We start from the raw sequence: 14,445 nt of genomic DNA on the forward strand, positions 1-14,445 counted from the left end.
CCGCCGGCGGGCGTAACGCGGCACACTGCCGGGCATGCCCACTACGACCGAGCGTTGGACCCCCACTCACGGCGAGCCCTACCGCCCCGTCCCGTATCGACCCGAGCGCATGCCCCAGGACGAGTCCCTGGCGCGGGCGGCCGAGTTGCGGGCCCGGATGGACGAGCGGCGCACGGTGCGCCAGTTCGCCCCGGACCCCGTACCGCTCCAGGTGGTCAGGGACGCCATCGCCTGCGCCGCGACGGCGCCGTCCGGCGCCCACCAGCAGCCCTGGACGTTCGTCCTGGTCCGGGACCCCGACATCCGTCGGCGCATCCGTCAGGCGGCCGAGGAGGAAGAGCAGATCTCCTACGACGGGCGGCTCGGCGACGAGTGGTTGGCGGCGCTGCGCCCGCTCGGCACCGACGAGGTCAAGCCGCACCTGACGGACGCGCCGGCGCTCGTCGTCGTCTTCCAGCAGCGCTACTGGCTCGGCACGGACGGCAGCAAGCGCAAGCACTACTACGTGGACGAATCGGTGGGGATCGCGGTCGGCATGCTCCTGAGCGCCCTCCACCTCTCCGGGCTCGCCGCCCTCATCCACACGCCGAGTCCGATGCGCTTCCTCTCCGAAGTCCTCGGCCGGCCGGCGAACGAGAAGGCGTTCGCGGTGATTCCGGTCGGATATCCAGCGCCGGACTGCCAGGTGCCCGACCTGGTGCGCAAGTCACTGGACCAGGTGATGGTCGAGATCTGAACCACGGGCGGGCCGTACCCAGCGGCCCCGGCACTCTCGATCAAGTCATGGCCATGACAGTACAGTCGGCGCATCCGCATCCACTCAGTCGGTGCGCAGCCACCGCGGCGGTACGCGCACCCCGTGCCAAGGAGCGCCCATGCCCAGCAACCGCACCCCGGCCTGGATCCTGCCCGCACTGCTCGCGGTCACGGTGACCGCCGCGCTCGTCGCCGTACCGGGAGTGGACGGGGCGGCGCCGTCGTCCTCCGCGGTGCCGGTCGCCGCCGAGCAGGACCAAGCCGGGCCCGGCGCCGCTGCGCAGTCCGAAGCGGCGCAGGGCAAGCCCGGTGCCAAGCCCCGGCCGGACGCCCGTGACGTCGTGCTCGCCGTGCACGGCGGCGCGGGCGCCGCCCTGGACCGGGAGACGACCACGCCCGCGCGCGAGAAGGCGTACCGCGACGGGCTGGCCCGCGCGTTGCGCGCCGGACAGGAGGTCCTCGACCGCCGCGGCACGAGCCTTGACGCCGTGGCGGCCGCGGTGAAGGTGCTGGAGGACGATCCGCTGTTCAACGCGGGCAAGGGTGCGGTGTTCACCGCCGACGCCGCCCACGAGTTGGACGCCTCCGTCATGCGCGGCTCCGACCTCGCGGCGGGCGCCGTCGCCGGGGTGCGCAGCCTGCGCAATCCGGTCGAGGGCGCCCGGCTGGTGATGGAGAAGTCCCGACACGTCCTCCTTGCCGGGGAGGGCGCGGACGACTTCGGCCAGCAGCACGGCCTGGCGACCGTCACCCAGGACTACTACTGGACCCAGGCCCGCTGGGACGCCCTGCTGCGTGCGAAGGAGACGGCCCGCGGCTCCAAGACGGCCGCCAAGACGCCCGAAGCCCTGGCCGACGAGCAGTCCAAGGGCACCGTGGGCGCCGTGGCCCTCGACGGCCGGGGCGACCTCGCGGCGGCCACCTCGACCGGCGGACTCACCAACAAGCTGCCCGGCAGGATCGGCGACTCCCCCGTCATCGGCGCCGGTACGTACGCGAAGAACGGCACGCTCGCCGCCAGTGCCACCGGCGCCGGCGAGGTGTTCATCCGGGGCGCGGCGACCTCGACGATCTCCAACCTCGTGGAGTTCGCCCGGCTGCCGCTGGCGTCCGCCGCCTACGAAGTGATCGTCAAGCGGCTGCCCGCGCTCGGCGGGGACGGCGGGGTGATCGCCCTGGGCCCGAACGGCGACTTCGACGCCCCGCACAGCAGCCCGGGCATGCTGCACGGATATCTGACCGAGGACGGCACGGTCGTCACCAAGGTCTTCCCCGACGAGTCGCCCGCGAACACCTGACCCCGACGCACCCCCGCTGCCCCGGCGCATCCCCGCCGGCGGGCCACCCAGCGCGCCTCCCCGGTCACCGACGGCCATCAGGGCAGTTCGGCCCGCCGGCCATGGCCGTTCGACCCATGGCGGGCCCCGGTCGGCGGGCTGAGACTGGAGGCAGGCAGTACTGCGCGAGCACGAAGATGGGAGTGCTGTGATGAACGGTCCGGTCGTGGTCGGAGTCGACGGCTCGGAGTCGAGCCTCAGCGCCGTGGAGGTGGCGGCGCGCGAGGCGCGGCTGCGCGGTGTGGGGCTTCGGGTGGTGCATGCGTTCATCTGGCCGAAGATGCACGTGAACCTGGAGCCGTCACCGGTGGGGCCCCGCGAGGGCGGGCTGCGCAACTTGGCCGAGCGCTATCTGCGGGACGCCGTGGAGCGGGCGCGGGAGAGCGAGCCGGGCGTGGAGGTCACCCAGGACCTGGTGACCGGCGAAGCGCTGACCGTGTTGGAGGCGCTGTCGCGCGAGGCGTCGCTCGTGGTCGTGGGCAGCCGCGGCATGGGCGGGTTCGTGGGCCTGCTGGTCGGCTCCACGGCGGTGCACCTGGCCGCCCACGGGCGCTGCCCGGTGCTGGTGGTGCGGGGCGCACCGGACCGCACCGGTCCGGTGCTGATCGCGGTGGACGGCTCGCCGGAGGCGGACGAGGCGGTCGGGTTCGCCTTCGCGGAAGCCTCCCTGCGCGGCGCGGAACTCGTCGCGCTGCACGCCTGGAACACCTGGACCGAGCGCGGCGGCGACGACCCGGGGCATCCGAGCAATCTGGTCGACGGCATCGACCGGCTCCGGGACACGGAGGAACGGTTGCTGGCCGAGGCGCTGTCGGGCTGGCAGGACAAGTACCCCGACGTCACGGTGCACCGACGGCTGGTGCACGACCGGGTCCGGCAGGCGCTGATCGAGGCCAGCGAGGACGCCCAGTTGGTGGTCGTGGGCGCACGGGGCCGCGGCGGCTTCGCCGGCCTGCTGCTGGGCTCGGTCAGCCAGGCGCTGCTGCACCACGCGCACTGCCCGGTCGCGGTGGTGCGCGGAGGCCGCCCCTGAGGCGACGGGCCGACACGGGCCAAGGAGCGCAAGGGCCGTGACCTGAGGATCGTCGAGCAAGACGAGTGAGACGTGGGGCGTGCACCGCATGGCGGTGTGCGCCCCACCGTCGTAGGGGGCATGGCAGAAAAACCGTCGGGGGCACGCGGCGTACCCCGCCGGACCCGGACACTCCGGACGAACCCATCGCGCCCCGAGCGACACAGTCCCTACGATGCTTGCGGAACCACGGCACCAACGGCCCATCGGGGGGTACACCTTGCCGCAGCACATTCGACCGGACCGACCAGAGCGACCGCACCGGCCGACCGACCGCGCAGGGGCCGTGTGGTCCGACTTCTGCGCCGTCTCCGCCAGCCCCGCGCTGCGCCGACGGCTGATCGCCGAACAGGAGGGCCCCGGCGACCGGGTGCAGACGCTGGCGGCCCAACCCTCGCTCGCACCGGGCGCCCGACCTCCCGGCTACGACGACGGCACGATCATCCCGGCCGACGACTTCCCGCCCGGCACCCCGCAGTTCACCGTGATGACGGCGGCCGGCGACCGCAAGCCGCTGCGCGGCGAGGTGCGGGTGGCCGTGGTCCTGGCGGACTTCTCCGACAAGCCGATGGCCGCCACCGAGCAGCACTTCGAGGAGTTGTTCTTCTCCCTCGGCGTGCTGCCGAACGGCAGCGTCCGCGAGTACTTCCGCGAGGTGACGCACGGCCTGGTCGACATCGTCGGCGAGGTCGTCGGCCCGCTGCGGCTGCCGCAGCCGCACGCCTGGTACGCCAACGACAACTGCGGCGTGGGCACGCCGAGCGGCACCGCGCGCGCCCCGATCATGGCGCGGGACGCCGCGCTCGCCGCGGACGGCGCCATCGACTTCGGCCCGTACGACAACGACGGCAACGGCTTCGCCGACGCCTTCATCGTGGTGCACGCCGGCACCGGCGGCGAGACCAGCGGCAGCCGGGGCGACCTGTGGTCGCACAAGTGGGTGCTGCCGAAGGCCCACGTCACCGACGGCACGAAGGTGTACGCGTACCTCACGATCCCGGAGGACGCGAAGATCGGCGTGTGCGCGCACGAGTTGGGCCACCTCCTCTTCGGCTTCCCCGACCTGTACGACACCGACGGCTCGTCGGAGGGCGTGGGCGACTGGTGCCTGATGTCCGGCGGTTCGTGGGGCGGCAACGGGGACGTGCCCGTCCACCCCTCCGCGTGGTGCAAGGTGCAGCAGGGGTGGGCGCAGGCCGCCGTGGTGGCCGGAAACGGCAGCGTCACCTTCGACGACGTCAAGTCCAGCCGCACCGTCCACCGGCTCTGGAAGTCCGGAGTCGACGGAGGCGAGTACTTCCTCGTGGAGAACCGGCAGCGCAGCGGGTACGACGTGTCCCTGCCGGCGGGCGGGCTGCTGGTGTGGCACATCGACGAGGGCCGCGAGGACAACGTCGACGAGAAGAGCGGCTACAAGGTCGCGCTCCTCCAGGCGGACGCCCTGCGCGACTTGGAGCTGGACCGCAACGGCGGCGACGGCGGCGACCCCTTCCCGGGCAGCGCCGGCAACACGGCGCTCACCGAGAGCACCTCGCCCAGCTCGCTCTCGCGCGCCGGCACGGACAGCGGGGTGCGGCTGATCGACATCTCCGCGACGGATGGGAGCGTGACCGCGACGGTCACCGTCATCTGAAGCGGACGCCGTCGGCCTCGACCGGGATCCACAGCTCCGCCGCCGCCCGCCGTCCGTCCTGCGACAGCTCGACGCGCAGCATTTCGGGCCCCGGCCTGGTGCGGTACGGATTGGCGGGGAACCACTGGGTGAAGACGTCCCGCCACAGGTACTGAAGCGCTTCGGGAAACTCCCCGCGGTAGGCGAACACCGCCCAGGTTCCGGCGGGGACCGGGAGCCGATCCAGGTCGTCGGGCGGCCGGACCGAGGTCACCACCCCGTGGTAGTAGGTGAATTCGGTGCCCTCGGCCCGGCCGGGGTCGAGGTCGTCCGTCACCCCGAGCAACCCCGTCGGCTCCTGGTCACCCAGCTCGGCGATGCGGTCGAGCACGTCCCGGTCGATGCCCCGCACGAACGCGGCCAGGGCCGGATTGGCGCCCACGTGGACCAAGGGGGCCCGGGTCTTCCTTCCGACGACCGCGAAGGCGTCCTTCTCGACGACGCGGTAGCGCATGGTGCTGCTCCCTTCCACGGTGAGGCGGAAGGAGAGCCGTGACTGGGAGCGCAGGACCGCTCCGGTGCGCCGGGCCTGCCCCGGGCCCACCCCGTGGAAGGCCCGGAACGCGCGGGCGAAGGACTCGCCCGAGCCGTATCCGTGGGCCGTCGCGACGTCCAGCAGCGTCCGGTGCCCGGCGACCACCTCGGCGCCGGCGACGGTGAGCCGACGGTGTCGTACGTACTCCGACAGCGGCATTCCGGCCAAGGCGGAGAACAGCCGACGGAAGTGGTACTCCGAGGTCATCGCGACGGCCGCCAGTTCGGCGACGTCGACGGTGCCGTCCAGGCGCTCCTCGATGAGCTCCATGGCTTCGTTCAGCCGGTCCAGCACTCCCGGCCCCCTTCCTCGTCGATCGCCACCGTAGGAAGGGCCCACTCTGCCGCACCCGACGTTCGGTGCCCGATCCGGTGCGGTCGGCCGCGACTCAGCCGCCCGGGGGCGCTGCGGGGGCGGGCATCCGGTCGCCGTCGAAGACGCCCGGGGAGTCGGCGGGCGCGGAGTTGAGCACCCACAGGCCGGCGAGGGTCGCGAGGGTGAAGACGACCGCGATCAGGGTGCCCAGGACGAGCCGCCTGCGCCGTTCGCGGCGGTGCCACTGTCCGCGCGCGGTGCGGTACGCATCGGGTGCCGCATGGACGTGGCCGGCGAGGGCGGCCATCGCCTCCCGCAGTCGCTCTTCGGTCTGCACCGGTGCGGACACCGGGCCGGTGCCCCCTGCGGCGCCTATCGCCCCCGCTTCGCCCGCGTCACCCGCGTGGTCGGCGTTCATCGGCGGCCCTCCATCATCTGCGTCAGGGCGGCGAGACCGCGCGCGGTGTGGGTCTTGACGCTGCCGGCCGAGATCCCCATCGATGTGGCTATCTCACCCTCCTTCAGGCCCATCCAGTGTCGCAGGACGAGCGCTTCGCGTTGCCGGGCGGGCAGTTGTTGGAGGGCTTGGATCAGGGCCTGCTGGTCGTCGTGGAGCAGCGCCGTGTACTCGGCGGACGCGGCCGGCTCCGTGGAGGGCGCCTCGGCGTGCTTGCGGACGATCTGGAGGTGGCGTATCCGCATCCGGGTGAGGTTGCAGACCACCGAGCGCAAGTACGCCTCCGCCCGGGCCACGTCGCGCAGTTTGCGCCACTTGCGGTAGATCTCGTAGTACGCCTCGGCGACGATGTTCTCCGGGTCGTCCGCGCCGAGGAGCGCGGCGAGGCGGAGCATCGAGGTGTAGTGGGCCTCGAAGAGGCGGGCGAGCGCGGCCTCCCGCTCGCCGTCCGCGCCGTCGACGGCGGTCGCGATGGTGTCGTCGACGGCGTTCGCCGCCGCTGGCTGTTCCTCGTCGGCGGCGGCTGCGGCGCGGTGGTGGCGGACCGTCACGACCGGGGAGCGCAGGGCGCGCGGGCTGCGTCTCATGGCGTACTCGTTCCGGTCTCGGGGCGGCGGCTGGCTCCGGGGCGGTGGTGCGGCGCGCCCGCGCCGCGGCGACGCGGCGCGCCCCTGCGGCGCAGCAGGGTTGTGCCCGCTCCGACGACCGCGAGGTTGAGCAGCAGCGCCACGAGTCCCGCGTACACCTCCGGGCCCTGGCCGCCCGCTCCGACGGGCACGAAGGACACCACGGGTGAGAAGCCCTCCCTGACGACCACGACCGTACCGAACGCCATGCCCGCCGCCCATCCCCCGAGCAGTGCGCGCGGGTGCAACAGCCGGGTGTAGAGGCCGACGGCGACGGCGGGCAGGATCTGGAGGATCCAGACGCCGCCCAGGAGTTGGAGGTTCACCGCCGCCTGGTCGCGCAGTCCGAAGACGAAGGCGATCGCGCCCAGCTTCGCCGTGAGCGAGACGACCTTGGCGATGCGGACCTGGTGTTTGGGGGTCGCGGTGGGGTGCACGTACTCGACGTAAACGTTGCGGACGAACGAGGTGGCCGCCGCCACGGACATCACCGCGGCCGGCACCAGGGCGCCCACCGTGATCGCCCCGAAGACGAGTCCCGCCAGCGGGGCACTCATCAGTTGGTCGACCAGCATCGGCACGGCGGACTCGGCGCCCAGGGGCGCGGTGCGGATGCCGACCGCGATCGCGGCGATGCCCAGCAGCCCGAAGAGCGCGAGCACGGCCGTCCAGGCGGGCAGGGCCACGGAGACCTTGCGCAAGGTGGCGGGCCCGGACGCGGCGAAGGCGACCGTGAGCACGTGCGGGTACATCAGCAGGGCGAGCGCCGAGCCGACGGCCAGCGAGGCGAAGGCCGGTTGCTGGCCGGCTTCGAGGACCAGGGGATGGGTCTCCGGACGTTCGTGGGTGGCCAGTTTGGCCGCCGCCGCGTCGAAGACGCCGCCGGGGCCGCCGAAGACGTCCAGCACCAGCCAGACGAGGGCGAACACGGAGGCGAACACGGCGGCGCCCTTGAAGGCGGAGATCACGGCCGGGGCACGCAGTCCGTGCCGGTAGGTGGCGATCGCGAGACCGGCGAAGAGGGCGACCATCGCGAGGTCGGCGACGACCGGCGATGCGTCGGTGACGCCGACCGCCACCAGGACCGCGCGGATCCCGAGGAGTTGCAGCGCCAGGTACGGCATCGTGGCGAGGATGCCGGTGAGGGCGACGGCGAGCGCCAGGCCCGGGGAGTCGTACCGCTGCCGGACATAGTCGGCGACGGTGACGTGGCCGCCGGCACTGACCGCCGACCACAGCCGGGGCAGCAGCACGAAGGCCATCGGGCAGACGATCACCGTGTACGGCACCGCGAAGAAGGCGAGGGCGCCGTTGCCGTAGGCGAGGCCGGGGACGGCGGTGAAGGTGTACGCGGTGAAGACCGTGCCGCCGAGCAGCAGCCAGATCCAGCCGGCGCCCAGACTCCGGTCGGCGAGCGCCCAGCCCTCCAGCGACGGCAGCCGGTCGGTGCTGCGGAAGCGTCGCGCGGACGCCGCCAGCAGGGACGCGGCGCCGATGACGGCGAGGAACGCCGTGGCTACGGCCCCATCGGGCATCGGTCACCATCCGCGGTGCGGTTCTTCGGCGGTGCCGGTCGGCACGCGCGGTCCGTCATCGGTCGGGCCGTCCGCACCGAAGGCGCCGACGGTCCGCCCGCGCCCTGACGACCTGAGGAAATCCACCGGACGTCCCTGTCAACCAAACCGCGGCGACCGGCAACTCTTCCACAGACCGGCGTCAACACCGAGTGTTCGCCGGGAGGTCGGGGGCGATCGTCCGGCCGGCAACGGACATCTGCGGAGGTTCTGTGACAGCGAGCGTGCGGGGTGCGGGGCGGGACGGTCCGGTGGCCGTGTCGCGCGCCCGTCGGGTGGCGGCCGGGGTCCTCCTGATCGCGCCGCTCGTCGCGCTGGTGTGGGTGCCCTGGTACGCGACGGAGCGTCCGCGCCTTGCGGGGGTGCCGTTCTTCTACTGGTACCAGTTGGCCTGGGTGCCCGGTTGCAGTCTGGCCCTGTTCGTCGCCTACCGGCTGACCCGTCCGCGCCGCCCCGAGTCCTGACGCCGCCGTGCCGTTCGCCGCCGTGCCGTCCCCGTTCGCGGGGCGCGGCCGTGAAAAGTCCCCGTCCGCGCCACGACCACCGTCCATCCGTCGAGACCGTCAGGTCGAAACCGTCCGACCGCTCAAGGAGCCTGTGTGTCCCGGTCCCCCGTATCCGCATTGCGGGCCAATCCCAAGTCGATCCTCCTGTGGTCCGCCGTCGCGCTCGTCGGCGCGATCTGTTGGGGGGTGTTGGCGCTCGCCCGCGGCGAGGAGATCTCCGCGGTCTGGCTGGTCGCCGCCGCCCTCGGTTCGTACGCCATCGCCTACCGCTTCTACGCGCGCTTCATCGTGACCCGGGTGCTCAAGCCCGACGACACCCGGGCCACCCCGGCGGAGCGGCTGGAGGACGGCGTCGACTACCAGCCGACGGACCGTCGGGTGCTGCTCGGCCACCACTTCGCCGCGATCGCCGGCGCCGGCCCGCTGGTGGGGCCGGTGTTGGCGATGCAGATGGGCTATCTGCCGGGCACGCTCTGGATCGTGTTCGGCGTGATCTTCGCCGGTGCCGTGCAGGACATGGTGGTGCTGTTCCTGTCCATGCGGCGCAACGGCAAGAGCCTCGGCCAGATGGCCCGTGAGGAGATCGGCAAGGTCGGCGGGACCGCGGCGCTGATCGCCGTCTTCGCCATCATGATCATCTTGCTGGCGGTGCTGGCGCTGGTCGTGGTGAACGCCCTCGCCGAGTCGCCCTGGGGCACCTTCTCCGTGGCGATGACCATCCCGATCGCCCTCTTCATGGGCTTCTACCTGCACATCCTGCGGCCCGGCCGGGTGTTGGAAACCAGCCTCATCGGGGTCGCGCTGCTGCTGCTCGCGATCGTCGGCGGCGGCTGGATCCAGGAGTCCTCGCTGGCCGACGCCTTCACGCTGAGCCCGAAGACCCTGGTGTTCTGCCTGGTCGCGTACGGCTTCGTCGCTTCGGTGCTGCCGGTGTGGATGCTGCTCGCGCCCCGCGACTACCTCTCCACCTTCATGAAGATCGGCACGATCGCGCTGCTCGCGCTCGGCGTGGTCTTCGCCACGCCCGTGCTCAAGGCCGACGCGGTCACGTCGTTCGCCTCCAGCGGCGCGGGCCCGGTGTTCGCCGGGTCGCTCTTCCCGTTCCTCTTCATCACCATCGCCTGCGGCGCCCTCTCCGGCTTCCACTCCCTCGTCTCCTCCGGGACCACCCCGAAGCTGATCGAGAAGGAGTCGCAGGTCCGGATGATCGGCTACGGGGCGATGCTCATGGAGTCGTTCGTCGCCGTGATGGCCCTGATCGCCGCCGCGGTGCTCGACCCCGGCCTGTACTACGCGATGAACGCCCCGGCCGGCGTCCTCGGCAACACGGTCGAATCGGCGTCGGCGGCAGTGGCCAACCTCGGGTTCACCATCTCCCCCGAGGATCTGGCCGCCGCGGCGAAGGACGTCGAGGAGAGCACGCTCGTCGCCCGCACCGGAGGGGCGCCGACCCTCGCCGTCGGCATGTCGCAGATCTTCTCCGACGTCATCGGCGGCCAGGGCATGAAGGCGTTCTGGTACCACTTCGCCATCATGTTCGAGGCGCTGTTCATCCTCACGACCGTGGACGCCGGCACCCGAGTGGGACGATTCATGTTGCAGGACATGCTGGGCAACGTGTGGAAGCCGATGGGTCGGGTGCAGTGGAAGCCGGGCATCTGGCTGGCGAGCGCCCTGGTCGTCGCCGGCTGGGGGTACTTCCTGTACGCGGGGGCGACGGACCCGCTCGGCGGGATCAACCAGCTCTTCCCGCTCTTCGGCATCGCCAACCAGTTGCTCGCCGCCGTGGCGCTGACCGTGGCCACCACCTTGCTGATCAAGTCCGGGCGGCTGCGTTGGGCGTGGGTGACCGGGGTGCCGCTGGCGTTCACGGTCGCGGTCACCTTCACCGCGAGTTGGCAGAAGGTCTTCTCCGACGACCCCCGGGTGGGCTTCTTCGCCCAGCGGGAGCGGTTCGCCGACGCGATCGACGCGGGGAAGGTGCTGGCGCCCGCGAAGAACATGGACGACATGGACACCATCGTCCTCAACTCCACCGTGGACGGGGTGCTGATCGTGCTGTTCGTGCTCCTCGTCGCCACGGTGCTCGTCAACGCGGCCGTGGTGTGCGTGCGGGCGGTCCGCGCGCCCGCCCTGCCGCCGACGACCGAGACCCCGTACGTGGCCTCGCGGATCAGCACCACGAAGGAGAAGGAGCTGGCAGAGGTGCGCGAGTGACGGTCTCCACCGTGACGCGGGCCCTGCGGCGCGGCGCGCGCACGGTGCTCTGGTACCTGCGCGAGGTCAGCGGCGAGACGGCGTACGACCGGCACTGCGTGCACCACCGCCGCGACCATCCGCACCTGCCGCCGCCGACCCGGCGCGAGTTCCAGCGCCAGCGGGCCCGGAAGTTGGAGCAGGAGCCGCAGTCCCGCTGCTGCTGACCCCACTGCCCGAGGGGCGCCGCTACGCGCGCCCCTCGGGCACCGTACGTTCGACCATCATGTTCCAGCCGGGCAAGGACGGGTGCGCGATGGCTGGATCCAAGCCCCCTTTGAAGGGCCTCGCAAACCTGTGCGAGCATGTACGACGCATCCGGTCCGCCACGCCGAGAACCACGGCGCCGGCCCGGACGCACAGCGAGGTCGACGGTGCTCGTGAACGTCCGGACCGCCCAGGTCAGGGTCCGGCGCCGAGCCCGACAGGGAGGGAGGCGGACATGGACGGCAGTAGTCCGGGCCACGATCGGCCCCTTTCCGGTTCGCGCACGGCCTCCTTCCCGGTCCGCCGCTGAGCGTCGGCCCTCGTGCCGGCGGCCGTTGAGCCGCCGCCCCGCGACGGCGCGCCGTGCGCCCTTCTCCGCGTTCTCCACCTGTGCACCGCCCCGGTCCGACCGACCCGGCGGCGTCACCACGTACGTCCCGCGGCGTGCCCGGCCGGGCAGCGCGGGTCCGCCCGTCCACCACCGTGGGGGTCTGTGATGGTCACGCTCAACTCGTCCGCGCCGAACCGCTCCAAGCGCCCCAACCTCGAACGTCAGGCGCTCGCCTTCACCATCGGGCTGTACCTCTTCATCTGCGCTGCCCTGTTGGTCGTCCACTACGGCGCACCCGAACCGCCGAGGAGCCAGTCCGGCTCCTCCTCCACGTCGCCCTACAACCCGTGACGGGAGCAACCGAGATGCCCAACAACGGACGCATGACGGGGACCTACGAAGTGGCCAGCCTGCGCAAGCACTGGGTGCAGGTGCCGGCCCGGGACGCCGCGGCACTGGCGAAGGCCGAGCGGACGACCGGCGCCGACTTCGCGACCGCCGGCGAACGGGTGTGGGAGGGCGACACCTTCGTCTACCTCCCGATCACGATCAACGTGCGCAGCGGTGCGAAGGTGCGCCGGGAACGACTCGTCTTCGCCCTCGGTGACGACGTCCTGGTCACCCTGCAACCCGAGGTGCCCTTCGCCCCCTTCGACAAGGCGCTGGCCCGGCTGCGCCGACTGCCCCACCTCGCACAGAGCGCGCACGGCGTGATGTACGCGCTGCTGTACGCCCTCAACGAGGCCCAGGAGCGGGTGATCGACTACGCCAGCGACGCCCTGGAGGCGATGAGCGACGAGATCACGCTGGCAACGGACGGCTACGACGACCGGGGCAGGGAGATCGGCGTCGGCAACATGCAGGACACGATCGCCCGGATGAACTCCGCCGAGGAGATCGTCTCCCGGTCACAGGAGTCCCAACTCCTGCTCGCCCGCGCCGCCCGGCACCTTCGGGCGGAGGCCGAGGGCCGCACCCCGGCGCTCGCACCGCTGATCGACGTGCTGATCGACGACATCAACGGAGTGAAGGAACACGCGAGCTACGAGCACGACAAGGTCCGCTACCTCCAACAGTCGATCATGACCTCGCTCGACGTGAAGCAGAACCAGATCGTCAAGGTGTTCACGATCATCACGGCGGTCTTCCTGCCGCCGACCCTGATCGCCACCTTCTACGGGATGAACTTCACGAACATGCCGGAACTGGCCTGGGAGCACGGCTTCCTGGCCACGACCCTCCTCACGTTCGTCGCCGCGCTGATCCCCCTGTGGTACATCCGGCGGCGCGGCTGGCTGCGGTAGGGCGCGGGGAAAGCAGCTCCGTCCGCCCCGGGGCCGACCGGGAGCGGCGGTCGGGGCGGTGGTGCGGCCCCGCCCCGGCCGTCACTCCTGGGGACAGCTCAGCCACCGCGCCACCGCGTCGGCGACGGGCTGCTCCGTCTCCAACTCGACGAAGCCGAACTGACCGCCCTGGTTGCATTCGAGGAACCACCAGGTCCCCTCGTCGTCCTCGGCGAAGTCGAAGGCGCCGTAGGCGAGCTGGGCCGTCTCCTTGTACTTCAGCACGGCGCGCCGCACGCTCTCCGGCGTCTGCACCGCGTGCCACTGGTGTCCCGTCTCCCCGTAGCGACCGTCGACCTGGCCCGGCTCGGCGAGCTTGCGCGCGGCGAAGAGTTCGTCGCCCACGCCGGTGAGCCGGATGTCCGCCCGCTTCGCGATGTACCGCTGGAGCAGGGTGGGTCCCGCGGCCACGTTGGTGAAGTCCGCGTCCGCGGGGACGAGCGTGGTGGGCAGCGCCATCGGGGGATCGCTCGGCGGCTTGCCCGACACCGCCTTCACCACGACGTTCCGGTACTGGTCGGCGAATTGCCGGGCGACCTGGGGATAGGTCGTGATCACGGTCGCGGGCACCGGAAACCCGCTGTCGTGCGCGATGCGCAGCTGCCACGGTTTCAACCGCGCCCGGGCAGCCGCACCCGGTTCGTTCATCCAGCGGGCCCGCGTGCTGTGCAGCATGCCGTACAGCGCCTGGCCGCTCTCCGCGGTCAGCCACGCGGACGGTTCTGCCGCGTGCGCCGCCGGTTCGCCGGGCCTGCGCACCCAGACGGCGCGCAAGCTGTCCATGCTGACCACACGCCCGCCGGTGGACAGATAGCCGCGGAATTCGCCCCGTACGTACTCGGCGGAGAGCGCGCCCTCCTGCGGAAGGTCCGCCGGGTCGAACCGGACGAGCGGGACGCCCCTCCTGTGGAGTTGCGCCACCACCATGTCCGCGGTCACGTCCTGCTCGCTGGTGAGGATCAGCACCGTCATCTGTGGGGGATCAGTCGTCGAAGTGGGTCGCGGAACCTGCTGTCGAGGTGGTGGTGCCGACCGCCGCCAGCAGCGCCCGGTCCGTGATGGCGGGACGGCCGTCCGGGAGGACGTTCAGCTGAAGGGCGGAGTCGTACGAGTACTGGTCGACGACTGGTGACAGCTCGGCCGGACGTGCGTAGTTCCACGCGAACGGTTTCATGCTTTTCTCCCTGCCCCGCACGGGACTGTTCTCGGGCCACTACGTGACCGCGTAAGGAGCAATACGTGGCGGTGATGTAGCCAGTTCATCACATAACGTCATATTGCTGAAAACGCTTGCCGCTGGACGCCCTTCCGACTCCACGATCACCCACTGGACGACGAACGTGACCGCACGAACGAGCCGTTGACGTTTTCCCGGCACCTATGAAGACGCTTGAAGCCGCAATTCCGTGCACCGGAAAGGAGAGTGACCTCCGTCACCATCCGCACCTCTGGCACCAC

At 71.7% G+C, this 14,445-nt stretch carries 15 protein-coding genes; 9 read left to right on the plus strand and 6 right to left on the minus strand.

What is annotated here, in order from left to right:
- Positions 1-34 precede the first annotated feature (34 nt).
- From ACH4E8_RS20480 to ACH4E8_RS20495, 4 genes are all read left to right on the plus strand, one after another.
- Entirely contained in the window at positions 35-736 is a 702-nt protein-coding gene (locus ACH4E8_RS20480) for a nitroreductase family protein (protein WP_398450115.1), read from the plus strand.
- Positions 737-875: 139 nt separating this feature from the next.
- Positions 876-2,054, plus strand: a complete 1,179-nt coding sequence (locus tag ACH4E8_RS20485; protein ID WP_398450117.1) for an isoaspartyl peptidase/L-asparaginase family protein — start codon at positions 876-878, stop codon at positions 2,052-2,054.
- 190 nt (positions 2,055-2,244) lie between these two features.
- Complete coding sequence (locus ACH4E8_RS20490) at positions 2,245-3,126, plus strand: universal stress protein (RefSeq protein WP_398450119.1); 882 nt, start codon at positions 2,245-2,247, stop codon at positions 3,124-3,126.
- Between the two features lie 325 nt (positions 3,127-3,451).
- On the plus strand, positions 3,452-4,798 hold the full coding sequence (locus ACH4E8_RS20495; protein ID WP_398450121.1) for a M6 family metalloprotease domain-containing protein: 1,347 nt from the start codon (positions 3,452-3,454) through the stop codon (positions 4,796-4,798).
- On the opposite strand, the gene ACH4E8_RS20500 is transcribed toward ACH4E8_RS20495, so the two are convergent.
- The 4 genes from ACH4E8_RS20500 to ACH4E8_RS20515 all read right to left on the minus strand — a co-directional run bounded on the left by ACH4E8_RS20500 (position 4,791) and on the right by ACH4E8_RS20515 (position 8,305).
- Positions 4,791-5,666 carry an effector binding domain-containing protein gene (locus ACH4E8_RS20500; protein ID WP_398450123.1) on the minus strand — a complete coding sequence of 292 codons (876 nt, stop codon included), beginning with the start codon at positions 5,664-5,666 and terminating at the stop codon, positions 4,791-4,793. The two genes, ACH4E8_RS20495 and ACH4E8_RS20500, sit on opposite strands and share 8 nt — an antisense overlap.
- 94 nt (positions 5,667-5,760) lie before the next feature.
- Complete coding sequence (locus ACH4E8_RS20505) at positions 5,761-6,105, minus strand: hypothetical protein (protein ID WP_398450125.1); 345 nt, start codon at positions 6,103-6,105, stop codon at positions 5,761-5,763.
- Entirely contained in the window at positions 6,102-6,731 is a 630-nt protein-coding gene (locus ACH4E8_RS20510) for a sigma-70 family RNA polymerase sigma factor (protein WP_398450127.1), read from the minus strand. Before ACH4E8_RS20510 ends, ACH4E8_RS20505 begins: the two co-directional genes overlap by 4 nt.
- The gene (locus ACH4E8_RS20515) at positions 6,728-8,305 is read right to left on the minus strand and encodes a sodium:solute symporter (protein ID WP_398450129.1); all 1,578 of its coding nucleotides are present in this window, start codon (positions 8,303-8,305) and stop codon (positions 6,728-6,730) included. The genes ACH4E8_RS20510 and ACH4E8_RS20515 overlap by 4 nt, the downstream gene beginning before the upstream one ends.
- Positions 8,306-8,556: 251 nt before the next feature.
- Between ACH4E8_RS20515 and ACH4E8_RS20520 the strand changes: the two genes are divergently transcribed.
- The 5 genes from ACH4E8_RS20520 to ACH4E8_RS20540 all read left to right on the plus strand — a co-directional run bounded on the left by ACH4E8_RS20520 (position 8,557) and on the right by ACH4E8_RS20540 (position 12,948).
- Entirely contained in the window at positions 8,557-8,808 is a 252-nt protein-coding gene (locus tag ACH4E8_RS20520; protein ID WP_398450131.1) for a DUF3311 domain-containing protein, read from the plus strand.
- A gap of 135 nt (positions 8,809-8,943) precedes the next feature.
- Positions 8,944-11,067: a carbon starvation CstA family protein gene (locus tag ACH4E8_RS20525; protein ID WP_398450133.1), complete on the plus strand. Its 2,124-nt coding sequence runs from the start codon at positions 8,944-8,946 to the stop codon at positions 11,065-11,067.
- Positions 11,064-11,273 carry a YbdD/YjiX family protein gene (locus tag ACH4E8_RS20530; RefSeq protein ID WP_398450135.1) on the plus strand — a complete coding sequence of 70 codons (210 nt, stop codon included), beginning with the start codon at positions 11,064-11,066 and terminating at the stop codon, positions 11,271-11,273. Before ACH4E8_RS20525 ends, ACH4E8_RS20530 begins: the two co-directional genes overlap by 4 nt.
- Before the next feature lie 536 nt (positions 11,274-11,809).
- Positions 11,810-11,995 (plus strand): hypothetical protein, encoded by a 186-nt coding sequence (locus ACH4E8_RS20535; RefSeq protein ID WP_398450137.1) that lies wholly within the window; start codon positions 11,810-11,812, stop codon positions 11,993-11,995.
- Between the two features lie 32 nt (positions 11,996-12,027).
- Entirely contained in the window at positions 12,028-12,948 is a 921-nt protein-coding gene (locus tag ACH4E8_RS20540; RefSeq protein ID WP_398450139.1) for a CorA family divalent cation transporter, read from the plus strand.
- 81 nt (positions 12,949-13,029) lie between these two features.
- Here the strand turns inward: ACH4E8_RS20540 and tgmB are convergent, their stop codons facing one another.
- Positions 13,030-13,959 (minus strand): ATP-grasp ribosomal peptide maturase, encoded by a 930-nt coding sequence (tgmB, locus tag ACH4E8_RS20545; protein WP_398450141.1) that lies wholly within the window; start codon positions 13,957-13,959, stop codon positions 13,030-13,032.
- Positions 13,960-13,969: 10 nt separating this feature from the next.
- Positions 13,970-14,161 (minus strand): putative ATP-grasp-modified RiPP, encoded by a 192-nt coding sequence (gene tgmA, locus ACH4E8_RS20550; protein ID WP_398450143.1) that lies wholly within the window; start codon positions 14,159-14,161, stop codon positions 13,970-13,972.
- Positions 14,162-14,445: the final 284 nt, after the last annotated feature.

It is taken from the genome of Streptomyces sp. NPDC017979 (genome assembly GCF_044328175.1).
Taxonomy (GTDB): Bacteria; Actinomycetota; Actinomycetes; order Streptomycetales; family Streptomycetaceae; genus Streptomyces.

Coding starts and splice junctions, on each gene's coding strand:
- ACH4E8_RS20485 (WP_398450117.1), top strand. CDS start 876: ATGCCCAGCAACCGCACCCCGGCCTGGATCCTGCCCGCACTGCTCGCG.
- tgmA (WP_398450143.1), bottom strand. CDS start 14,161: ATGAAACCGTTCGCGTGGAACTACGCACGTCCGGCCGAGCTGTCACCA.
- ACH4E8_RS20505 (WP_398450125.1), bottom strand. CDS start 6,105: ATGAACGCCGACCACGCGGGTGACGCGGGCGAAGCGGGGGCGATAGGC.
- ACH4E8_RS20510 (WP_398450127.1), bottom strand. CDS start 6,731: ATGAGACGCAGCCCGCGCGCCCTGCGCTCCCCGGTCGTGACGGTCCGC.
- ACH4E8_RS20535 (WP_398450137.1), top strand. CDS start 11,810: ATGGTCACGCTCAACTCGTCCGCGCCGAACCGCTCCAAGCGCCCCAAC.
- ACH4E8_RS20480 (WP_398450115.1), top strand. CDS start 35: ATGCCCACTACGACCGAGCGTTGGACCCCCACTCACGGCGAGCCCTAC.
- ACH4E8_RS20490 (WP_398450119.1), top strand. CDS start 2,245: ATGAACGGTCCGGTCGTGGTCGGAGTCGACGGCTCGGAGTCGAGCCTC.
- tgmB (WP_398450141.1), bottom strand. CDS start 13,959: ATGACGGTGCTGATCCTCACCAGCGAGCAGGACGTGACCGCGGACATG.
- ACH4E8_RS20540 (WP_398450139.1), top strand. CDS start 12,028: ATGACGGGGACCTACGAAGTGGCCAGCCTGCGCAAGCACTGGGTGCAG.
- ACH4E8_RS20515 (WP_398450129.1), bottom strand. CDS start 8,305: ATGCCCGATGGGGCCGTAGCCACGGCGTTCCTCGCCGTCATCGGCGCC.